Source organism: Leminorella richardii, from assembly GCF_900478135.1.
Taxonomy (GTDB): domain Bacteria; phylum Pseudomonadota; class Gammaproteobacteria; order Enterobacterales; family Enterobacteriaceae; genus Leminorella; species Leminorella richardii.
Window position 1 is genome coordinate 2,635,370 of record NZ_LS483470.1, and the last position, 22,820, is coordinate 2,658,189.

The 22,820-nt window shown below is 51.3% G+C and carries 19 protein-coding genes; 8 read left to right on the forward strand and 11 right to left on the reverse strand.

Annotation, left to right across the window (positions count from 1 at the left end; translation table 11 throughout):
* Window positions 1-67 precede the first annotated feature (67 nt).
* The 7 genes from DQM29_RS12135 to caiT form a co-directional block, all read right to left on the reverse strand.
* Window positions 68-2,326 carry an autotransporter outer membrane beta-barrel domain-containing protein gene (locus DQM29_RS12135; protein ID WP_111740933.1) on the reverse strand — a complete coding sequence of 753 codons (2,259 nt, stop codon included), beginning with the start codon at window positions 2,324-2,326 and terminating at the stop codon, window positions 68-70.
* Window positions 2,327-2,340: 14 nt separating this feature from the next.
* Window positions 2,341-3,159 (reverse strand): hypothetical protein, encoded by an 819-nt coding sequence (locus DQM29_RS12140; RefSeq protein WP_111740934.1) that lies wholly within the window; start codon window positions 3,157-3,159, stop codon window positions 2,341-2,343.
* Between the two features lie 411 nt (window positions 3,160-3,570).
* Window positions 3,571-4,356 (reverse strand): crotonobetainyl-CoA hydratase, encoded by a 786-nt coding sequence (gene caiD, locus DQM29_RS12145; RefSeq protein WP_111740935.1) that lies wholly within the window; start codon window positions 4,354-4,356, stop codon window positions 3,571-3,573.
* Between the two features lie 130 nt (window positions 4,357-4,486).
* A complete protein-coding gene (gene caiC, locus DQM29_RS12150; RefSeq protein ID WP_111740936.1) occupies window positions 4,487-6,037 on the reverse strand; it encodes a crotonobetaine/carnitine-CoA ligase in 1,551 nt (516 codons plus the stop codon).
* 87 nt (window positions 6,038-6,124) lie between these two features.
* Complete coding sequence (gene caiB, locus DQM29_RS12155; RefSeq protein ID WP_111740937.1) at window positions 6,125-7,345, reverse strand: L-carnitine CoA-transferase; 1,221 nt, start codon at window positions 7,343-7,345, stop codon at window positions 6,125-6,127.
* A 78-nt stretch (window positions 7,346-7,423) separates the two neighbouring features.
* Window positions 7,424-8,566 carry a crotonobetainyl-CoA dehydrogenase gene (gene caiA, locus DQM29_RS12160; protein ID WP_111740938.1) on the reverse strand — a complete coding sequence of 381 codons (1,143 nt, stop codon included), beginning with the start codon at window positions 8,564-8,566 and terminating at the stop codon, window positions 7,424-7,426.
* A gap of 42 nt (window positions 8,567-8,608) precedes the next feature.
* The gene (gene caiT, locus DQM29_RS12165; protein WP_111740939.1) at window positions 8,609-10,138 is read right to left on the reverse strand and encodes an L-carnitine/gamma-butyrobetaine antiporter; all 1,530 of its coding nucleotides are present in this window, start codon (window positions 10,136-10,138) and stop codon (window positions 8,609-8,611) included.
* Window positions 10,139-10,818: 680 nt separating this feature from the next.
* On the opposite strand from caiT, the gene DQM29_RS12170 reads away from it, so the two are divergent.
* The 5 genes from DQM29_RS12170 to DQM29_RS12190 all read left to right on the forward strand — a co-directional run bounded on the left by DQM29_RS12170 (window position 10,819) and on the right by DQM29_RS12190 (window position 15,650).
* Window positions 10,819-11,592, forward strand: coding sequence for an electron transfer flavoprotein (locus tag DQM29_RS12170; protein ID WP_111740940.1), 774 nt, complete (start codon window positions 10,819-10,821; stop codon window positions 11,590-11,592).
* An 11-nt stretch (window positions 11,593-11,603) separates the two neighbouring features.
* Window positions 11,604-12,545 (forward strand): FAD-binding protein, encoded by a 942-nt coding sequence (locus DQM29_RS12175; protein WP_111740941.1) that lies wholly within the window; start codon window positions 11,604-11,606, stop codon window positions 12,543-12,545.
* Between the two features lie 48 nt (window positions 12,546-12,593).
* Window positions 12,594-13,883, forward strand: a complete 1,290-nt coding sequence (fixC, locus tag DQM29_RS12180; RefSeq protein ID WP_111740942.1) for an FAD-dependent oxidoreductase FixC — start codon at window positions 12,594-12,596, stop codon at window positions 13,881-13,883.
* Window positions 13,880-14,167 carry a ferredoxin family protein gene (locus DQM29_RS12185; RefSeq protein WP_111740943.1) on the forward strand — a complete coding sequence of 96 codons (288 nt, stop codon included), beginning with the start codon at window positions 13,880-13,882 and terminating at the stop codon, window positions 14,165-14,167. The genes fixC and DQM29_RS12185 overlap by 4 nt, the downstream gene beginning before the upstream one ends.
* Before the next feature lie 166 nt (window positions 14,168-14,333).
* Window positions 14,334-15,650, forward strand: coding sequence for an MFS transporter (locus DQM29_RS12190; RefSeq protein ID WP_111742083.1), 1,317 nt, complete (start codon window positions 14,334-14,336; stop codon window positions 15,648-15,650).
* Between the two features lie 43 nt (window positions 15,651-15,693).
* Here DQM29_RS12190 and aes read toward each other — a convergent pair whose 3' ends face one another.
* Entirely contained in the window at window positions 15,694-16,656 is a 963-nt protein-coding gene (gene aes / locus DQM29_RS12195) for an acetyl esterase (RefSeq protein WP_111740944.1), read from the reverse strand.
* Between the two features lie 463 nt (window positions 16,657-17,119).
* Between aes and caiF the strand changes: the two genes are divergently transcribed.
* Window positions 17,120-17,515 carry a carnitine metabolism transcriptional regulator CaiF gene (caiF, locus tag DQM29_RS12200; protein WP_111740945.1) on the forward strand — a complete coding sequence of 132 codons (396 nt, stop codon included), beginning with the start codon at window positions 17,120-17,122 and terminating at the stop codon, window positions 17,513-17,515.
* A 133-nt stretch (window positions 17,516-17,648) separates the two neighbouring features.
* On the opposite strand, the gene yrbL is transcribed toward caiF, so the two are convergent.
* Complete coding sequence (gene yrbL, locus DQM29_RS12205) at window positions 17,649-18,248, reverse strand: PhoP regulatory network protein YrbL (RefSeq protein ID WP_111740946.1); 600 nt, start codon at window positions 18,246-18,248, stop codon at window positions 17,649-17,651.
* A 771-nt stretch (window positions 18,249-19,019) separates the two neighbouring features.
* Between yrbL and DQM29_RS12210 the strand changes: the two genes are divergently transcribed.
* The gene (locus tag DQM29_RS12210) at window positions 19,020-20,033 is read left to right on the forward strand and encodes a DUF3829 domain-containing protein (RefSeq protein WP_111740947.1); all 1,014 of its coding nucleotides are present in this window, start codon (window positions 19,020-19,022) and stop codon (window positions 20,031-20,033) included.
* Window positions 20,034-20,099: 66 nt separating this feature from the next.
* Here the strand turns inward: DQM29_RS12210 and DQM29_RS12215 are convergent, their stop codons facing one another.
* On the reverse strand, window positions 20,100-20,648 hold the full coding sequence (locus DQM29_RS12215) for a hypothetical protein (protein ID WP_111740948.1): 549 nt from the start codon (window positions 20,646-20,648) through the stop codon (window positions 20,100-20,102).
* 50 nt (window positions 20,649-20,698) lie between these two features.
* Window positions 20,699-21,598 (reverse strand): acetamidase/formamidase family protein, encoded by a 900-nt coding sequence (locus DQM29_RS12220; protein ID WP_111740949.1) that lies wholly within the window; start codon window positions 21,596-21,598, stop codon window positions 20,699-20,701.
* A 138-nt stretch (window positions 21,599-21,736) separates the two neighbouring features.
* On the opposite strand from DQM29_RS12220, the gene DQM29_RS12225 reads away from it, so the two are divergent.
* Window positions 21,737-22,513, forward strand: coding sequence for a hypothetical protein (locus tag DQM29_RS12225; protein ID WP_145960368.1), 777 nt, complete (start codon window positions 21,737-21,739; stop codon window positions 22,511-22,513).
* Window positions 22,514-22,820 lie beyond the last annotated feature (307 nt).

Genomic DNA, 22,820 nt, shown 5'->3' on the forward strand with positions numbered 1-22,820 from the left:
TAATGCAAAATATCCGCGACGTTAAATTTAACGTCGCGGATAGGCTTTGCAACACGTTTACAGACTATCAGAAACGCCAGTTAAAGTAGACCTTCCCGCCGTGATCCTGCGTGTTGTTACCGATATTGCCGTTGTACATCACGCCGATATCCACAGACGATGTCGCTCGGATTTCGGTGCCCACTTCCAGCACTGCTACGTCTCTGCTGATAGAGGTACCGATAACCTCAAAGCGGTTTGCGCCGATAAGGTTCATCTTTGCCGTTGGCGTCACGTCGTTATAGGCATGGCGCCAGCCCAGATTGCCCCAAACGTTCACGCTTTGGCCGTTGTCCAACGCATAGTCCTGAGAAGCGCGCAGACCCAGTGTGGTAAAGAACATGTCCATACTCTCGGCTGCGCCGTGCAGTCTGGCTTTACCACCGCGCTCAGTAAAACCGTCAGTTTCCACGTGCACGTAGGCCGCGCCAACGTACGGCTCAAGCTTAAGGCCGTTCTCCATCTCAAACAGATAGCGCCCTTCGGTAAACACCTGCGCTGTAGAACCGTTATAGTCAGCTTTTGGATTATCCTTCAGCTTCTGCAGTTGAACATGTCGCTCAGTAGAAATATCGTGCCACGTATAGCCTACGCCAGTATGCAGATTGAAGTTACCCCACTGACCTTTAGTATAGGCGCTGGCGTGATAGTCGTAGCGATCCGCTGAAGAGTTGCGGTCAGACACGCGAATATTTGCCTTGCCGTATCCCCCCGCGATCCCCAGCGTCCACGTCTCGTTCAGAGACTTGTCTACACCCAGAATAACGCCCGCAATGTCCCGCTTCATCTGTGCCGCATTCTCGCTGCTGTCGAACGTGCCCCAAGAGGTATAAATATGCCCCCAGGCACCGTTTCCAACAGCAGGATCCCGCAGGCGGTTGTTAACCGCTTCGCGCAGGAAGCGGCTGTCTTCCAGCATGGCCGCTTTTGCTGAGGCGTGGATCTCACCGGACAGCTGATTCAGCGCGTCTTTGGCTGACTCTTTGTCCGGCTGGGAGATAATCTCGTCGGTAACGTCGTTATCGTCCTCTTCGTCGATGCCGCCGCCTACGTTACACTCGTTGGTGGTCATGCCGTCCATGCAGATGTCCTGATCGTTACGAGTCACGACCAGATAGGCGTTATTCGCATCGTACTCGTAGCCCATATCAACGTAGGGTCGAGCCGTCAGCGCGCCAAACTCACCGCTAACGCCCCCCGTCGCGCTGAGGATATGCCAGCGGCTTTCGGGAACGTAAAGCAGGGTATCGCCTCCCGCTACGGCAAGCACGTTCGCACCGCCCAGCGTGGCCATGCCGTCCACTTGAATCAGGTCTGAGTGGTAATTGTTAACCGTCTCACCCTCGGCGTTAACGGAGGTATAGTCCAAATCCGTCGTCAGGTTGGCGACGTAAATCGCCCCCGGAGCCATGGTCAGGTCGCCAGCTACGGTCAGCACCTGTGGGTCGACGGTATTAAACGCACCGGGAGAGATAGCGCCGCCGCGATTGACGGTAGTCGCTCCAACAGTGCCTACACCGGCCAATGTGCCGCTACCAGAGACGGTAACGGTACCGCCCAGCACGTTATTTACTTCCAGCGTGCCGCCGCTAATCAGAGTTTTCCCGGTAAAGGCGCTGCGGTCAGTGTCAAAAACGGTAACGCCGCTAACCTGTTTGATAGTGCCCTGCCCCGGCGCGCTGCTGATAACGTCAAGGTCAAAGCGGTACTGGCCGCTGCTGTCAGTGTGGTTAAACACCAGATTGCCATCACCTGCACCCATGATGATACTGTTAGCCTCAACGACGCCCGCTGCCTGCGGTGCTGCATTTTCCGCACCGCCGATGTTCAGCGTGCCAACGCCGTCAGCCTGATTGCCGAGAAGCAGGTCGCCCAGCTGAGTGCTGTCGAAAACGGGGTCGTGATATGACGCGTTGGTATCGGGATCGTATTGATAACCATAGTTTATCCAGCCAATGGACACCCGACCACCGTTAGCCAGCGTCAAACTGCCTGTACCGCTTTCACCGATGGACAGGTTCCCCACTCGGTTATAGTAGTCGCCAGACGTTGAAGAGCTGCCCGAGACGATCCATTCACTGCCCTCGCCGGATACCGTGACAGAGCCGCTTCCGCCGTTAACGCCTACGTAGGCGCCTGTCGCGTTAAGATCGCCAGATGCCCCCATCGTTGCCAACCGCCCACCGTCACTCACCAGCACGCTGCCGATACTGCCTACACCCTGCCCAACGCTCAGCCCCTGCCCAAAGTAAACGCGGCTTGGATTTATCGCCCCGTCTCTGGTCATTGAACCAGAGATAGTCAGCGCGCCGCTCCCCCTGATTCAAGCCGATAGCGGCTGAAGGTCCAGTGTAAGTATCCCCCCCCCATTGAAGGCGAGATAACCACTTTACCGCCGGACAGTACGTTCATTGAACCTTGGCTGTTGGTTCCGTTGCCTAAAGAAAAGGCAAAGTCGGTAGGATTTGCCCATGCGCCTTTATCGATAGACATGTTACTACCGTCGACACTGAGACTTCCTTTACCGCCGTCAACGCCCACCTGAAGCCTATCGGCCTGAACGGCGTAATAGGACATATACTGTTCAGTCACAGCTTTCCCGGTGCCAAACAGAGACACAGAGCCTTGGCTGTTGAGGCCTGAACCTATCGTCAACGACATAAAGTCAATATTGGAAGAAGCGCCGCTGCTGGCGTCGCCATGACGGTATTCTAGCGCTCCCGACGCGCCTTCACTGCCAATGACAGCATTGCCACCCAGATAGGCATAGTTTGGATAACCCGTTCCCGTATCCGTGTGGGTGAGCTGTAGCCGGGCATCGTTACCCGCTCCGCGGCCGATATACATCGAACCATCCCCATACTCAAAGTTCGGATAGGTATTGTTAAGATCGAAGTTAACGAACTGACCGCCGCTATCGAGCAGGTAGATATCACCAGCGCTGAGCGAAGGAGGGCTGAGAGTATCCCAGTTATTGACGTCTAAAAACTGGTTATTACCGGTAGAGTTGGTCCAGTAAGAATCCGCAGACACAGAAAAAGATGCCAGTGCAGGAAGCATGGCAACCAAAAGCAGATTCTTTCTAAAAGAGTTTTTTTGAAACTTTCCGTGTTTTTTCAAAGCGGTTCACCTTTATCCCTGGCAGACATAATAACCTACATGAACTATTCTACATTAGAGACACGCTTTAAGTACAGTAATAATAAAACTTTACAATCATTTCAATTGTTACAATCACAAGAAAAAATGTAATTTATTGATAATAAACGCATTAATCAACAATTTATTGATAAAATTAAAGGTGTTGCTGAAATTAAAAAAACAGTATCAAGAAGTAATTTTCACTAACTATTTTATCAACAACCACATCAAAAAATAAAATATTTTTCTTAATAGCATGCTAACTAAATAGATGTAGTCATCAATAACCCTAAGATATTTATCTGAATTTATTTGTTGTTCCATTCAATAAAAAAAAGCCTGCGTAATGACTCACGCAGGCTTTGCTCTAGAAACAGGCTGATTATTAGATCAACGCCCCTTCCACACCGGCTCACGCTTCTCAGCAAACGCCGCTGGGCCTTCCAGAGCATCTTCTGAATGCAAAACTGACGGGTAGTTTTTCAGCTTGCCGCTGCGGATATGGCGATAGCCCTCTTCCACTGACAGTTCGCTGGTTTCACGGAAAATTTCCTTGATGGCAGCAATCGCCAGCGGTGCACTCTGGCACAGCTGGTTAGCCAGCTCGCGGGCTTCATCCATCAGCCGCTCGCTTTCAACTACGCGGTTCACAATCCCCCAGCGCAGCGCTTCTTCTGCGTCCATTCTGCGGCCAGTCATCATCATTTCATTGGCAATGGTTGGGGGAATCAGCTTGGGTAAACGCAGCATTCCGCCGCTGTCAGGAACGATCCCCAGCTTGCTTTCCGGCACGGCAAAGCTGGCGTTGCTGGAGCAGATAATCATGTCTGCCGCCAGCGCCAGCTCAAAGCCTCCGCCAAAGGCATAACCGTTTACAGCGGCAATCACCGGCTTGTCCAAATCAAACAGTTCCGTCAGGCCGGCAAACCCGCCGGCGCCGAAGTCAGCGTCGGGAGCTTCCCCTTCCGCCGCCGCCTTAAGATCCCAACCCGCAGAGAAAAATCGCTCGCCAGCGCCGGTAATAATAGCAACGCGCAGAGTTGGGTCATCGCGAAATGCGATAAAGGCTTCACCCATTTCAAAGCTGGTTTTTGCATCAATGGCGTTTGCCTTAGGGCGGTCTAACACAATTTCCAGAATCCCACCGCAGCGGGTGACGTGTAATGATTCGCTCATATTCATACTCCATATAAAAACAGATAAAAAGAATAAGACAGTGCCGCCAAGTGAAAGCAGGGTGCAGAAGGCCGCCGCACCGTTCATATTGCGGTGCGGAAAAGCACATTCAGCAGTTTCTCTCTCCGACTCAGTGCAGCCCTTTTTTGATCACTTTTCCGGAACAGCTTCTCGGTAAACTCTTTCTGATTTCTAAAAACGAAGGCACTTTAAACTTGGCCATGCGGCTTTCACAAAAGGCAAAAAATTCCTCTTCACTCATGGTTTCCCCTTCGTTCAGAACAATAAACGCCTTAATGGCTTCATCCCTGATGGAATCCTTTAGGCCAATCACCGCCACGTCCATCACTTTCGGGTGGGTAGAAATTATGTTTTCCAGCTCCACGCAGGAGATGTTTTCACCGCTGCGCTTGATCATGTTGCAGCTGCGCTCAACGAAGTAGAAAAAGCCTTCATCGTCCACATAGCCATAGTCGCCGGTGTGCAGCCAACCATCAGCATCCAGAGCTTTGGCGGTCTCCGCTGGCATGTTGTAGTACTCTTTAAACAGCGTCTTCCCCGGCACGCCCTTAAGGCAAATTTCGCCGGTCTCTCCCGCTGGCAGCACATTGCCCTTTTGATCTCTGATTTGCGCGGCGTATCCCATTCCAACGCGCCCGATCGACGGCCAGCGGCGCTTGTCACCGGGCCTATCACCGATAGCGCCGACGATAGTTTCCGTCATGCCGTAAGAGGTCAGCAGCCTGACGCCAAAGCGCCGTATAAACGCGTCCTTTTCCTGCTCGGAAAGATTGAGGTAGAACAGCACATCGCGCAGGCAGTGCTGCCTTTCCCACGGCATTTTGGGCTGCATCATCAGGGTTTTAATCATCAGCGGAATACATTCAGTCACCGTGGCGCGGTATTTACACACCTGCGACCAAAACGCCCGGGCGCTGAACTTCTCCAGCAAAACAAAGGTTGCTCCAGCGGAGAAAGCCGCCATGGCGGCGGTGCACTGGCAGTCGATATGAAACGCCGGCATTGGCGTCATATACACGTCGTCCTGACGTAGCGCGCACTGCCAAGAGGTGTAGTAGCCGGCAAACCGCAGATTGTAGTGAGTGATCACTACCCCTTTGGGGCTTGAGGTGGTACCTGAGGTAAACAGAATTTCTGCCGTGTCCTCCACGCTTAGCGCTACTTTTTGAACTAAATGGGCAGGCTGCTCACGCTTTAGACTGTGGAAATCCAGCGCGTTGACAGCATCAGCGACACCGTCGATGAGAATCACCTGCCGCAGAGGTGAATCGTTCTCCTGCCGAATGTCTTCATAGATAGCGACAAACTCGCTGGACGTCACAACGATGGACGCGTGGCACATGCGAACGATGTATTCACTTTCTGCCTTAAGCAGGTTAGCGTTCACCGGCACCATAACAGCACCGATTTTAGCCAGACCAAACCAGCAAAAAATGAACTCCGCACAGTTATTCAGATGCAGCGCGACCCGATCGCCCTTAGCCACCCCTAGCCCATAGAAAAGGTTCGCCGTGCGGTTAATCTCTTCGTTAAGCTCACGGTAGCTGTACTCCGACGCCAGCCCCTGCAGGTTCTCTACAATCAGCGCCGTTTTGTCGCCGTGCAGCTCGGCCAGGTCGTCCCACATCTGACGTAAATTCTGCCCACCAATTATATCCATTGCGTATCCGCTCTTCGCACCGTTGCTGTGCTGATGAAAGCCGAGCAGCGGCGGTAAACCGCTGCCCGGTTATCACTGCAACCGCTGTTATTTTCCAAGCTTGGCTAACCCTTTAGCCGCCAGCGCCTCAATTTGTGTGTCACTGTAACCAATGTTTGTCAAAATAGCAGCTGTATCCATACCAAGCGTTGGCATACCGCGCCAAATTTGACCAGGGTTATTCTTAAACTTAGGCATCACGTTAGGCCCTTTGCAGTCGCGCCCGTCCATGGTTTTCCAAGTGGTGATTGACTCACGCGCAACGTACTGCGGGTTGCCTTCCAGTTCCGGGATCGTCAGCACTTTAGTAGAAGCGACCTTCAGCTCAGCAAAGCGCGCCAGCACTTCGGCGATAGATTTCCCGGCTAGATACTCGTCCAGCTTGTCTTCCACCAGCTGCCCGAACGGACACTCAATGCGGTGGATCAGCTGCGTGCTGTCGGGAATTTCCGGCGTTCCCCACAGGTGCTCAATGCCCATATCTTTAAAGGTTTCGCGGATCTGGTTAACGCCCACTAATTCCATAACGATGTAGCCGTCTTTGCACTTGTACAGGCCACAGCCGGTATAGTAGGGATCTTTACCCTTAGTCATGCGCGGGCAAACTTCGCCACCGTTGAAATAGTCCATCATGAAGTACTGCCCCATACGCAGCATGACTTCATACATGGCGACGTCTATGCTTTCGCCAACCCCCGTCTCTTTCACCTTATGCAGCGCGGCAAGCGTGGCTGTGGTTACCGTCATTCCTGAAAAATAATCGGCGGTATAAGGGAATGCGGGCATCGGCTGATCTTTGTCGCCGTTCTGGATCAGGTAGCCACTGAAGGCCTGCGCAATGGTGTTGTAGGCCGCCAGATTGGTGTATTCCTCTGTGCCGTACTGGCCAAAACCGGAGAGGTGAGCAATCACCAGCTTTTTATTGTGCTGCCAAAGAAGCTCGTCAGTAATGCCGCGACGGGCAAAAGCTGGCCCTTTACTGGCCTCAATGAAGATATCCGTCGTTTCCATCAGTTTTAAAAAGGCTTCCCGCCCTTCGTCTTTAAAGATGTTCAACGACAGCGCGTGCAGGTTACGCCGTGAAAGTTGTGGATAGTTGGGCTGAACACGGATTGTATCGCCGTAGGCGACGTTCTCAATCCAGATAACCTCAGCGCCCCACTCGGCAAACATCTGTCCGGCAAACGGACCTGCGATTTCAATACCGGAAAAAACCACCCTGAGCCCGGAGAGCGGGCCAAACTTGGGCATGGATAGCCGTTCTGACATACGCATTACCTTCTTTCTAAAAATCATTATTCAGGGCGCCGCTGGCGAGGCTGGCTGGCGCCCTACCTTGCCTAACCGTTAGCGATACTTCTTCAGCTCTGCACGGCCCAGCGTCAGAATCTGCATTTCGTCAGAACCACCGGAAACGCGGTCAACGCGCAGGTCGCGCCAGAAGCGAGTAATGCGGTGGTCACCGGCGATACCGACGCCGCCCAGTACCTGCATGGCCGTGTCCACAACTTCAAACGCCGCGTTGGCGCAGAAGTACTTACACATAGCGGCGTCGCCGGAGGTCATCAGGCCGTTGTCGCTCTTCCACGCTGCTTCAAACAGCATGTTCTTCATGGAGTTCAGCTTGATGGCCATATGGGCGAACTTCTCTTGGATCAGCTGGAAGCGGCCAATGGCTTCGCCAAACTGCACGCGCTGGTTGGCATAGCGAGCGGCGTCTTCATAAGCGCAGTAGGCAGTGCCGTAGTTGGTCAACGCCACTAGGAAACGCTCGTGGTCAAACTCTTCTTTCACGCGGTTAAAGCCGTTGCCTTCACGGCCGAACATGTCTTTCTCTTCCAGCTCGACGTTGTCAAATACCACTTCACAGCAGCTGTCCATGCGCAGACCCAGCTTTTCCAGCTTGGACACTTTGATGCCTGGCTTGCTCATATCGACAAACCACTCGGAGTAAATCGGCTTGTCCGGCGAGGCGCTGTCGCGAGCCATCACCACCAGATAGGGGGTATAGGCGCTGCTGGTGATAAAGCACTTGCTGCCAGTGAGATAGACTTTGCCGTTCTTACGGGTGTAGTTGGTCTGCAGGCTGCCGACGTCGGAACCCGCTCCGGGCTCAGTGATCGCCGAGTTCCACATCTGCTTACCGGTGCCCTGAAACGCCATGATCTTGTCGATCTGCTCTTGCGTACCTTCACGCAAGACGGTATTAAAGCCGCCCGGCAGTTGATACAGCACGTAGGTCGGCGCGCCCAGTCGGCCAAGTTCCGCCCAAACGGCAGCCACGGTGACGAAACCGGCGTCAAGGCCGCCGTGCTCTTCCGGCAGCAGCAGGCTGTCGATGCCCATATCAGCCAGCGCTTTAACAAAGCGCTCAGGGTATTCACTGTTGCGATCGCACTCGGCGAAGTAGGCTTCCCAGTTTTCCTGCGCCATCAGGTCGCGAATACCGGCAACAAACAGCTCCTGTTCATCACTTAATCTAAAATCCATACTTTTAACCTCTTTAAATGTTCAAATTCACAGTAAAAACAATCAGTCTTTCCAATTCTTCTTGGCATCCTTGATAAAGGAGAGCGTGACCATAATGTTGACGAAGAAAAGCGGACAACCGCCGGCGATAATCGCGGTCTGGATCGGCTTAAGCCCACCCAGCGCCAGCAGAACAATGCCGATCACCCCAACCAAAACGGACCAGCCAATGCGCACCAGCAGCGGTGGCTCTTCACCATCGCGCACCGCGCGGCAGGTAGACATCGCCAAGGTATAGGAACAGGCGTTAATGAGAGTGACCGTGGCGATAAAGCACAGGATAAAGAAGCCCCAGATCGTTGCAGTACGCATCGGCAAGGCGGCCCAAGTTTCAATGATGGCGCGCGCAACGCCGTACTGTTCGATAAGGTTCGGAATATTGATGACGTTTTTATCCATCAGCAGCAGCGTGTTACTGCCGAGGATCGTCCACAACAGCCACGTACCGGCGGTCAGGCCTGCGACCATTCCCAGGCACAGCTCACGTACGGTGCGTCCTTTAGAAATTCGGGCGAGGAAGATACTCATCTGGATGGCGTAAATTACCCACCATGCCCAGTAAAAGACGGTCCAACCCTGCGGGAACCCGCTTTTGCCGATGGGGTCGGTATAAAACAGCATGCGCGGTAAATAGGTCAGCAGCGTACCCACCGAGTCGGTGAAGTAGTTGACCATAAAGCTGGCGCCGCCCACGATGCACACCCAGCCCAGCATCAGGAAGCTTAGATAGCTCCGCACATCACTGGCGATCTTCACACCCTTCTGCAAACCACAGGCTACGCAGATAGCATTAAGAATGATCCAACAGGTAATGATGATGGCGTCCAGCTGTAGGGTATGCGGTATGCCAAACAGGAATTGAATACACTCCGTAACCAGCGGTGTTGCTAGACCAAGGCTAGTACCCATGGCGAAAATCAGCGCAACAAGATAAAAGTTGTCAATAATGGTGCCAAACAGGCCATTGACGTGCTTTTTACCCACCAGAGGCTCTAGCGTAGAGCTGGGGCGGATAACTTCCATTTTGCGCACAAAGAAAAAGTAGGCAAACGCAACAGACAGGAAGCTGTATGTTGCCCACGGCAGTGGCCCCCAGTGCAGCAGGCTGTAGGCCAGCCCCATCTCTTTCGCGGCAAGCGAATTGGGCTCCAGTGCAAACGGCGGGCTAGAGACGTAGTAGTAAATCTCAATCGATCCCCAAAACAGCACTGCTGCGGATGTACATGATGCGAACATCATGAAAATCCAGCTGGCGGTACTAAACTCCGGCGCTTCATCACCCAAACGCTTTCTGGCATAGGGGCCGAAGATAAGCCAAAACCAGCCGAAGAACATCACGACCATGTACCATTCAAACGCCCATCCCCAAACGCTCGTCACGTAGCTGAAGACCGCGTTAATCACTTCATTGGCTGCATCCAGATCGCGGACAGTCAACCAACAAAGTATTCCAACGATAATAAGCGGAGGAAAAAAGACCTTTGGCTCTATCCCGCTTTTTTTCTGTTTACCTGCTTCTGTTTCACTCTTCATTGATGTCTCAGCCTCATGGAAATACTTTCCTCGCAATGACAACCTGAGGGTATAGTTTTTAAACAAGCGCCTTTTGCCTCACCTTATATAGATAGGCACACTCCAACGCCGATAGGACTTTTTATAAAAACAAAATATAGAAGTAATAAAGTGCCACATTTTAGATTGAGATTATCAATTCCAAATATATCCCTTAACGTGGAGACAACGCGGCTGATTAATACGGAACTTATAATGGAATTTAAGACCGTAATAATCCGTGATCTTAATCAAGTTATCCTTCCTGTCGATGTGGGCTTTCACCGCTACCTCGTGAGAATTTAGTCAAAAAACCGTCAATTAATTAAAATATATCAATAAGTTAAATTGATACCTCATTATGAGTAAGACGTCTAGTTTGCCGAGTGACTCTTTCAATATTGGTGATCTAGGTATTACTTTGACAGGGGGAATCATGGTATTTCTATTGCCGTCAAAATGATTCCCTAAAGAGGATGTGGATAAGTAGAAATTATTAATCTGATGACCCGTCGAATAGTTTTATTTATGAACGACTATCCCGAACTTTATAAACGGTTTTGAATAAAACCGTCATTTTGATTTGTTCTCATTGTGTACTTACTTCCTTATTTGGGAGTTGTTTCACAATATTGAAAATTATATTGCCTATCGGAGAAGTGATGAAAATTATTGCATGCTATAAGCTCATCCCCGAGGAGCAGGATATTACCGTTAACGGTGATGGCTCTCTGAACCTCAGTAAGGCGGATGCCAAAATCAGCCAGTTTGACCTTAACGCGATTGAAGCAGCCAGTGCCTTAAAACAGCAGAATGACGATGTCCATATTGTCGCCATGAGCGTGGGTGGCGAAGCGCTAGCAAATCCTAAAGGCCGCAAAGACGTACTGTCTCGCGGTCCGGATGAACTGATTGTGGTATCTGACGCAGGGCTGGAAAACCTCCTTCCTCATCAAACCGCAACCGTGCTGGCGGCAGCAGCGCAAAAAACCGGTTTTGATCTCATCCTGTGCGGCGACGGCTCAGCGGATCTGTATGCACAGCAGGTTGGGCTGCTGCTCGGTGAAGCGTTGAACGTAGCGGCCATTAACGGCGTTAGCCGCATCATCGGCCTCTCCGACGGTCAGGTGCAGGTAGAGCGCACGCTGGAAGACGAAGTCGAAACCCTGACGCTCAAGCTGCCGGCGGTCATTTCCGTCTCCACCGATATTAACGATCCGCAAATCCCTTCCATGAAGGCGATTCTCGGCGCGGCCAAAAAGCCCGTTCAGGCTTGGAAGCCGGCTGATTTAGGCCTCGGTGGCGTGGCCTCTTACACGGCAATGCTTAGCGTGCAGGCTCCACAGCAGAAAGCGCGCGGCCGGGTGATTATCGAAGGGGACGGCGAAGAGCAAATCGCCGAGTTTGCAGAACATCTGCGTAAAGTTATCGGCTAATGGAGGTCATCATGAGTAAGTTTTCAACCGTTTGGGTATTTAGCGACGACGCCTCCCGCCTGCCAGAAATGATGGGCGGCGCTCTGGCGCTGGGCGAAAGCATTCAGGCTGTCACCGTCAGCGACGCGCAGTCCACGCAGGCTTTTCGCCTGGGTGCCTGTGCTGCCCACCAGCTGGGAGCAATTCCAAGCGATCGCATTATTGAGGACTACGCGGATACGCTAGTGCGCGCTATTAAAGAGCACAGCCCTTCCGCATTGGTGATATTGCCCGCAACGCGTCGCGGAAAAGCGCTGGCAGCTCGCCTCGGCGCTCGTCTGCAAGCAGGCGTTATCAACGATGCCGCAGAGCTTGTCTGCGAAGAAGGCCATCCGGTCGCCACCCATATGGTGTACGGCGGTTTAGCCTTCGGTAAAGAGCAAATCACTACTGCCTATGCGGTCGTCACCCTAAGCAGCGGCGTTTTTGCCCCAGCTGAAGAAAATGCCTCTCTTAGCGGCAGCGCAAGCTCGCTAACGTTCGTTGAGCCAGCCAACCCTATCGTTTGCGTTTCTCGCAGCGCCAAACAGGGTGAAAGCGTCGACTTAGGCAAAGCCCGTCTGGTGGTCAGCATCGGCCGCGGCATTGGCAACAAAGAGAACATCGCTATTGCAGAAGCCTTCAGCAGCGCGATTGGAGCGGAGCTTGGCTGCTCCCGTCCGGTAGCGGAAAACGAAAAGTGGATGGAGCGGGAACGCTATGTCGGCATCTCCGGCATCATGCTTAAGCCAGAGCTGTATCTTGCCCTTGGCATTTCTGGACAGATCCAGCACATGGTCGGCGCCAACGGTGCGCAAACCATTATGGCTATCAACAAGGATAAGAACGCGCCCATCTTCCAGTACGCAGACTATGGCATTGTCGGCGATCTGTTGAAGATTGTGCCCGCCCTGACCGACGCATTAAAACGTTAACGACACGGCGGAGCCCGCACCGGCTCCGCCCTTCTCGCTGGAGACACTATGTCTGAAGATGTATTTGACACCATTATCGTCGGCGCAGGGCTAGCGGGCGCGACGGCCGCTCTGGTGCTAGCGCGCGAAGGCGCCAACGTTTTGGTGATAGAGCGCGGTAACTATGCAGGGGCAAAAAACGTGACCGGCGGTCGGCTGTACGGCCACAGCCTGGAGCGACTTATTCCTGGATTTGCCGAGCAGGCACCGATTGAGCGACGCATCACTCGAGAAAAAATCTCGTTTCTGACGGACGACAGCGCCGTTACCCTCGACTATCACAATAGCCGTGACGCAATGCCGCCACAGGACTCTTACTCTGTGCTTCGCGCTAAGTTCGACCCTTGGCTAATGGAGCAGGCAGAAGCGGCTGGCGCTCAGTTTGTTCCCGGTATTCGAGTCGACAAGCTGATTCAGCGCGACGGCAAAGTCGTTGGCGTAGAGGCAGACGGAGACGTGCTGGAAGCCAATACCGTCATTCTGGCTGAAGGGGTCAACGCCATACTGGCTGAGCAGATCGGCATGGCGCAGCCGGTGTCATCGGCATCTGTCGCCGTCGGCGTGAAGGAACTGATTGAACTGCCCCGCGAGCTGCTGGAAGCCCGCTTTGGTCTGGAAGGCAACGAAGGCGCGGCCTGGCTGTTTGCCGGCACGCCGTCTGACGGCCAAATGGGGGGCGGCTTTCTGTATACCAATGGAGAAACCCTGTCCCTCGGCGTCGTATACGGCCTACACCATATCGAACATGCCAAAAAATCTGTTCCCCAACTGTTGGAAGACTTTAAACATCACCCTGCCGTTCGGCCGCTTATCGCTGGCGGAAAGACCATTGAATATGCCGCGCACGTGGTGCCAGAAGCGGGTATCAACATGCAGCCCAGGCTGGTTGGCGACGGCGTGCTGATCGCCGGTGACGCTGCGGGCATGTGTTTGAACCTCGGATTTACCATACGCGGAATGGATTTGGCTATTGCCTCTGGAGAAGCTGCTGCTCGGGCTGTGTTAGAAGCAAAAGAGAAGAACGACTTCAGCGCTCAGGGTCTGGGCGGTTATCTACAGCAGCTTGAAAACCTGTCGGTCATGAAGGATCTGCGCCACTACCGCAAAGTCCCCGCCATGATGGACAACCCGCGCATGTTTACCCTCTATCCACAAATGGTGGCGGGCATTATGGCGGATCTGTTTACCGTTGACGGTCAGCCTCCACAGCCTATGCGTAAAAAAATTATGCGCCGCTGCAAAGAGGTGGGCTACATGAACCTGCTTAAAGACGGCATAAAAGGAGCGACCGCGCTATGAGTGAGCCAGTCAACGTTGACGTCAAGCTGGGCGTTAACAAGTTTCACGTGGACGAAGGCCATCCGCACATCGTGATTCGCGAACATCCGGATATGGCGGCGTTTCGTCTGTTGACGCTGGCCTGCCCTGCCGGTCTGTATAAACAGTTAGAGGATGGCGGCATCCGTTTTGACTACGCCGGCTGCCTGGAATGCGGCACCTGTCGCATTCTGTGCCGCAGCTCGGTGCTGGAAGAGTGGGTTTACCCACGCGGTACCTTCGGCGTGGAGTATCGATACGGCTAATGCTGCAGCGGCAGAGTCGGTTGTTTCCGCCTCTGCCCTGTTTAACGTCGCTTTCAGGAGACATTCATACCGATAGCGCCACGACTTGAAGGGTAACGAGTACAACAACGAGAGCCCTCCGGTTACCCGTTATGACGGGGAGGTGCCGCAAGATGGCCTACTACTTATGCAACAGAATAAACGATTTGACGATATCAGTTTTTCGCCGGTTCACCGCAAGATAATGCTTTGGGGCAGCGGTGGCCCCTTTCTTGACGGCTACGTTTTAGTCATTATCGGCATTGCCCTGGAGCAGTTAAAACCCGCTCTGCAGCTAGACGCCAACTGGATTGGCCTCGTTGGCGCAGCCACGCTGGTTGGGCTATTTATCGGGACGTCTCTGTTCGGCTACGTAGCGGACCTTGTCGGCCGACGCTTAATGTTCCTGATAGACATTGTCGCCATTGGCGTTATCTCCGCTGCGACGATGTTTGTCTCTTCTCCGCTGGAGCTTGTGCTGCTGCGGTTTCTTATCGGCATCGTTATCGGCGCCGACTACCCTATTGCCACCTCGATGATCGCCGAATTCTCCAGCACCAGCCAGCGGGCGTTTACCATGGGCTTTATTGCCGCCATGTGGTATATCGGTGCAACGGCGGCGGACTTGGTCGGCTATCTTCTCTACGACGTGGAAAACGGCTGGCGCTGGATGCTCGGCAGCGCGGTGATCCCCTGCGTTATTATTCTGCTTGGGCGATTTGACCTGCCGGAATCTCCTCGATGGCTGCTCCGCAAAGGGCGAGTTAAAGAGTGTCAGGAATTGATGATCAAACTGTTCGGGCAGCCGGTCACGTTTGAAGAAGAGGACGTTCAGGAAACCCGATACAGCCAGATCTTTACGCGCCGCCACTTCACTTCCATCCTGTTTGTTGCGGTTATCTGGACCTGTCAGGTGATCCCCATGTTCGCGATCTACACTTTCGGCCCTCAGATTATCGCACTCTTAGGGCTGAATGAAGGCAAAGAGGCTGTGCTGGGCAACGTTGTTATCAGCGTATTTTTTATGATTGGCTGCCTGCCCGCCATGTACTGGCTGAACAGCGTAGGTCGACGGCCTCTGCTTATCGGCAGCTTTGCCATGATGACAATGGCGCTGGCCGTTTTAGGCTTTGTTCCAGAACCGGGCATCTTTCTTATCGTCAGCGCTTTTGCGCTATACGCTTTCTTTTCCGGTGGCCCCGGTATTCTACAGTGGCTCTATCCTAACGAGCTGTTTCCCACCGCGATCCGAGCTTCAGCGGTGGGAGCAGCTATGTCTCTAAGTCGGATAGGCACTGTTGTGTCGACCTACGCTTTACCGCTGTTTATGCAGCAGAACGGTATTTCCGCAACAATGCTGGTTGGCGCAGGAATTTCTCTGTTCGGATTGATCGTTTCCATTATCCTTGCACCAGAAACCCGTGGACTAACGCTAGAACAAACCAGCAAAATCAAGCTGTGTTAAACATCGGTTTTAAGCGGGCGTCGTTGACGCCCGCTTTATATATTTAGAGATGCTGACAGAAATATTCAGCGCCGTCGCGAAGTGCACGATCCGCAGCGTCCATCATTCTTGAATAGTGTAAAAAGGCGTGAAGCGTACCCGATGCGATCTGATAGCGGCACGGCTGACCGTGAGTCTGTAAGGTCTGATACAGGGCTCGACTGTCGTCAATCAGCGGATCGAATTCCGAACCAAGAATAAAGCAGGGCGGCACGTCACGCGTTAAATCGTTATTAAACAGGCAGTAATAAGGAGATTCACGATCCCGCTCGTTGGCTAAGTAGGCGTCTTCGTACTCCTGAAGATCCTTTGCTGTCAGCCCGTCCCAGGATCCGCCGTACAGTCGGCGAGTGGCGGAATCCCTCAGGCCAAACAATCCATAGTAGAGTAAAACGGCAGTGACGTTTCCGCAGTCGATCTTATGGTCGCGCAACCATAGCGCAGTTGCCATCGCTAACATCGCACCGGCTGAATCACCGGCAAAGCCGATCCGCTGAGGATCCAGATTAAAATCAGCGGCTCTCTGGTGGAAAAACTGGCAGGCGGAAACAGTTTCTTCGATCGCCTGGGGAAATTTCGCCTCGGGCGAGAGCGTATAGTCAATGCCGATAACCGCGCAGCCGGTATAGTGAGCCAGTAGCCGCATAATACGATCGTGGGTATCGAGGCTGCCGAGAATATATCCACCGCCGTGTAAATAAAACAGCGTCGCCCTACTATCCTGCTTCGGATAATAAATTCTTGTCGCCATTACTCCATAATCAGTTTCAACATTAACCTGTTCTGTTTTTAACATTACCGGCCCCTGTTCATTCCAATACTTTCGCTCTTCACAATAGCGTTGACGAAGAGTTTCATATCGTTCATCGAGAGATGATGGCTGCGGATTTTCTAATTGAAACTGCAAGACACTACGCATTTCCTCTGAAACCATTTCAAGAACGTTGACTTTATTTTCCTGCTTCATTTTTCCCTCCTGATGTGTGTCTTGTTATTTTACCCTGCTCTAAATCTCGAACTGAGATCTCTGACATAAAAATCTAATATCATGAAAAAAAAGGAAATATAAAAATATCCATGAATTAATCTTATTTTTAAACTGAAAAAATAAGCAATCTGAATACCATCAAGCACAGAGGTAAAATAAAAAAATCCATGGTGAAATAATGTCAAAAAATTATTTTTAATCACGCTATTGATACGTAATCAGAACAATGTATTAACATAAAAATGAAATACCTTTTTTTATAAAAAAATAGCATAAAATTCATGGTGATTAGTGATGCAATTAGGTATATTCAAAGACATCCGTAGCGCATGCGATAAAATAAAGCTGGCCGTGTTGTTTCACCCTATCTTGACGCAAAAACACACAAATACAGCAACGCTCGGTTAATTAAGTTAACGACCTGATTAAAATAGGTGAGAATATGTATAGAGAGTGTGTTCAAGAGCCTTTATATCTTTCCGTCGCCCGCTGGATTATGCAGCAAAAACGATGGGTTAGCGCCACTGAGATTGCGGAGCACTTCGAGCTAACCACCTGTAAAGCCATCAATACGGTTTCCTATATCCTTTCCGAAGTGGATGAAATCGTTTGTAAAACCAAAAGCGTTCCCAATCAGCTTGCCGGTAGAGGCTGCCAGTGCCAACGGCTTATTCAGGTTGATAAAATTGATGAGCTGATCTCAAGCCGCATTAAAAATGCCGTCAACGCCGAAAGCGACGCAGAAGATCGTTTGGAACAGGTTGGTCGCGTTCCCCCTTCAGAACTGAACCGGGAACAAAAGTGGCAGTGGATGCTGTCGAAAGGGCAAAGAAAGTAGCGCGAAAGCGCATTCCCTTACTTGTCTAATACTTGGCTAATATTCAGCGCTATAGGCATCTTACAACTTGCCTATAGCGCCAATGAGCCTGTTTTAAAGGTAAACGGCTTTAAAAGGCGACTCGATGCTGATTTCAGGCTGATATCAGCGACGCCAAATCTTTAGACTGTCCGCTTTGAATCAGTCGCTCAATAAAACGCTTCCACACTCGCTCCATCTTTTTCTGGTAGAAAAATCCGTTAAATGTCGCCAGCGGAATTAGCGCGCTTTCACCGATATTATCCACAATAATCAAACGCTTTTCTCCCGATGCATTCTTACGCAGCAGGATATTCTGGGGTTTGATGGTCATTGTCACAATGCGGTTGCGAAACAGATAGGCCTTCAGGTCTTCCAGCAGGGGAATGAGCTTAGGCGCAATCTCCTCACTGCTTGCACTCTCAAGGTAGTCAGAAAGGGCTTTTGACGGCGATCCGTCTCCATCACAAATAAAATCAAAGATGTGCCCAACGCCCATATCGGTATCAATCGAGCCCAGATACTTGGGCAGCCCGCTCCAATCAATGCCGCGAGCCTGAAGGTGCTGATAGTATGCGAGCTCCCGCTTGACCTCTTTCTCCCCACCGCTTTCTTTATTAAACAGTATTTTTATACACTGAGCCGGGTTATTGGGGTGAACAAAACACATCCTATGGCGGCCAGTGCCTATAGGCTGTGTAGCTGAAAGCTTCATCTATCTAAACGCTCCCTCTATAAACAACGTCAAAAAATATAAACTTGGCGGCCAAACTACCGCACGCCGAGTATAACAACGCCTATAGCGCTCGCCAATCCTATATTTTTAAAACGCTTTAAAGGTGATGAGATGACACACAATTCTACTTACCTTACCTTTAGCCGACTTACTAGCTGAAGAGATCGGCTACGCTGCAAAGCAGGCCATTACCGCTCTAGCGTTTTCCCCCTCTTTGGAACGTGTATAAAGCGATCATTCCTCTTGATTTGATACAGTGGGCTAGCCGTTAACCGAAGCTTTATCTTGTTTCAGAGTATCGTCTTCCAAATGCACTAAATTCGCACTTAGCTTGCTGCGTAAGTTCCGTGCCTTAGGCAACCTAAAGGTGTGTAAAAAATATATTTCTCAATATTAAATTTATGCGCATCGCAGAATTAACATTCTGCTTGCCACAATCCGATAAAAAAACAAAACACCTCAGCCAGTTACAAAAAATAGTATTAATTTTATTCGAATATGGCTTTCACATGTTCTTTCAAAACACCTTAAAAAAGAAAAATAAAATAAAATCAAAGAAATAAATAACACCTCTCTTCATAAAACCGCTCATATCATAAGTGGAATTGAGTTTACCCTTCTGTGACAATATTATACTATTGACCCGATTTAACGCGTTTGAATCTATTCAATGACGTTATGTTGCTTTTCCAACATAAAAAACAACAAAACGAGCGTGAATAACTTCCCCACTGATAAGGACATTGAGTAATGAAAAAAAGGATCCTCGCTAGTCTATTAGTATTAGGCACCGCCGCCCTTTCTGGCTGTGACGATAGCAAATCTGAGTCTTCACCGGCTTCCGTACCGACTGCGCCAACTTCTTCCTCATCTTCATCGTCGCCAGCCTCTGCACCAGAAGCGCAAACGCCCGCTGAACCCAAGATGGACGATCAGGAAAAAGCCTATCTGACGTCAAAGAAAACCTCTCTTTATATTAAGGCCACTAACGCCTTTGGCAGCGGCCCTCTGGACGGCACATCAAGCTGGCCGGAAAAAGAGAAAAAGGTCAAAGCGGGTATTGAGAAAAAAGACTACCGCGTCGTGGAGTCTTTCCTGTATTTCAGCTCTCGCGGTCACGTTCGCCTCAAGGAAAACCTGCAGCTGGCTCTGAAAGAAGACAAAATCACGCTGGACGCTCTGGATGAAAAAGCCGAGAAGCTCATTGCCGAGCTGGACAAGCTCATCCCTGTCTGGGAAAAGCTGGAACAGTACAACAAAACGAAAAAGTTTGAAGACGACAATGGCGCACAGGGTAAGGAAATGATGGAAATCTTCACCCCTGCTTACAACAGCGTGAAAGCCCTGTATGCCGACTTTGGCAAAGACGTCTCCGCTGCGGCGAGTGAAATGAAGAAACAGCGCATGGAGCGCTACAAACAGGAAGGTCGCCTGTTAGAGCTATATAGCGAAGAGTCCATCGAGCTGGCTCGCGGTATCTTACACCAGTTCAAATCCACTAAAGACTTCAAGAATAAAGAGAAAGTAGACGCTGCCAACGCACTGCTGGCTCAGCTAGAAGAAAAACTGGAAGCCCAAATCGCCGAATATAAAAAAGCGGAAGAAGAAGGCAAAAACCCTAGCAGCTACTATAAAACGATTAACGACCAGCTTATCAACTTCATCGGCGACTACCGCAAAGCGCGTAAATCACCGAATACCTGGGTTGAATACATGTACAACGACTTCAACCGCGCAGTGGATGCTAATAACAACATTCGCTAAATAAAAAGTCTGGATTGGATCGTAAAAACGCACGGCCTGAGCCGTGCGTTTTTTATGTTTTTTTACTTAAACTGGCCGATCCAGCTTCTCTGCTGCCTTCTCCAGCAAAGTGTCCAGGCTGGAAGGCAGCAGGCGATTTTTAACCGGGCGGCTCTCTTCGAGCAGCTTCGAGCCGATCTTTCTGTCCATGGTATAAACGCTAACTTTGCCTTCTCGATGCGAATAGATCAGCAGGCCGTCAATGCCTGTGCCGTCATAATCTACAAAGCGGTTAAGCACTGTTTGCATACGTCGCTTTGCCGCGTCGTCACCGTTGACGGCAGCGCGCAGTTCGCTAATTTCCAGCCCAACGGGCAGGGTGTACAGATAAATCACGCCGATATAGTCATTGTCTTTAGCACCGTTGCATAAGAAACAGTCCTCTTTTTGCACTTCTGACAGCCGCTCCATCTTTCGAAGCTCTATGGCCAGCGCCTGCCCGTCCTGATAGGGGGCTTCGGAAATATCGACGAACGCTAAACGATAAGGGCCAGGAGCGCCCGCCTGAACTGACAGAGAAAAAACGCTCATGGCCGCCATAGCGACCAGCGCAAACCATTTTCCAAACCGGGACATATCCATCTCCATATCAAAATTTTTTATTGTACTTTCAGCCTCTACTCTAGCTAAAAGCGAATCCCCAGCAGTTCAAGAGCTTCGCGCGGCATGGAAAAGCGACTGGTCTTTTGCGGGTCGACCACTTGGCACACTTGAAGATCGCCAATAATGCTCATCAGGCTAATGGCATCAGGGGGATTAAGCCCCCCGCGCTCTACCAGCAAACGAGACATGTTCTTCGTGGCGCGCGCTGCCGCATCGTCTAACTGAATCTCTGAAGCCAGAGTATAAACACGCGTGCTGTCGACCACCATCGGCAGCGGATAGGGCCTCCCCTTGACCACTTCAACCGACAGCAGCACTTCTCCCGCCACCTCCAAGCCACAGCCAGAAACCTCACCGTCCCCCATGCCTGCATGGAGATCCCCCAGCGCCAGTAGCGCTCCGGGAACGTTGACCGGCAACCACAGTGTCGCTCCCTCTCGGATAACTTTGCTGTCCATATTTCCACCGTGATCTCCCGGCGTACCGCAGGAAACTGCCTCACCTTCCGGCGCGACGCCAATAACGCCAATCATCGGCGATACCGGTGCGCGAATACCGCCGGGCAGCAGTGCAACACCGTCCACCAGCGCCACACTGTGCACCTGCGATTCCGTTAGCTCATCCCCAAGTACGCCAAGCTGCGGCAGCGTTACCATAACCGCCTGTGAAGAGGTTATGGTAATGCGCTTGATGGTGACTTTTAGGCTGTCCCCCGGCTCGGCTCCTTCAATCCAAACCGGGCCTGTCGCCGGATTAATTCTCTGCCAGTCGAGGCTGCTGAACGGTGTTTCAGTGGACGTTATCTGATCCTCGAAACAGTCGCAGGTTTGAAACAGCAGCTCTGTACCGGCAGGCACGCGGCACGCTGGGGCATTATCGGCAGACATGGCATAAACAAGCTGAGTGCGGGGAATAACAGTCATCAGAGGCTCCGGTGCTTTTCTTATTCTTTAGGTTAAGCGGACATAGCGCTAAAATAGCGACGTTCTTCGTCTTCGACAATAAAAGGATTTTTCATGTTTGGCTTTGGCAAAAAACATACAACCATCAGGGTTGAATTTGTGAAACAGGGCGAAAGCGCTCCCTTTATGCGCTCGGATGTCCCAATCGATAGCCTGCCCGATACGTTTGAAATAGACACCACGCTACACATCAAAGAGGAAGAGTGGCAAGTGGTGAGTGCCCTTCCGCCGCAAAAAAGTGAATTTCGCAAGACAGGAAAAGTGACCATTGAGCTGGCGCAATATGAGACAACAATGGTCGATCCCAGCCAAATCCTGTTTAGCCTGCCAACGATTAATGACGCCGTGCCGGAGCAGGAAAGCGCGCCGTCTTTAGAAAATATGCTGGTTCGCCATGAGGATGACTGGCGACAAACTGAATTTGTCTCACAAACTCAGCAAGACGCTATTTCGCTAGAATTTAACGACATTGTGAATATCTATCACCACCAGCGCCAAGAAGCAGGGTTTACTCAACTCCACCTGCGTAAGCGAATTTCACAGCCGTTGAATGACGATACGCTGACACTCGCTGCGCTTCATCAGTCGTTTAGTGTCGAACACATTTACGCCGGAGTGGCTTTCAGCAGAGTCGCCGCGGTCATTACTCATGGGTTTGCACTCCGCCTCACCTCGGGTTTTACTTTATGGGGTCAGACTGACCAGCTGGGCCATATTGTCGCTTTGAACCTCCAGCAAGAACCTGACGCTAAGGCTGATATGATAAGTGCCGAAATGGACCGCTTTCTCGCTGACTATCGGCTGCTGCTGGTTGACTGGGTGCGCGTATTTAGCTGCGGGCAAGAAGGCGCATCTTTTTCTCAATTCGATGACTAGTCGCCTGCTCAAAGCGTGCCTGCTCTGGCACGCTTTGGTTTCTCCCTATTTATTAATAATGATATGGAATAAAAACGCCCTTACATCATGTCAGACTAAACTTTGAACAACGCTTTTCCCCGCCCTATACTGAACAAATTAGCAATGAAAAATGAAAAATGCGTACAGCGTTTTATCATCACTCTCTTGACGGTCGCGGAACGTACCGCCATTCACCAGCGGACTGGCTAACCCGATCGGCATTCCTTTGGGTTTTTCTCTCTATCTTGTAACTAACAGCATTCATGCATGCAGCGCCAGGCCTAAC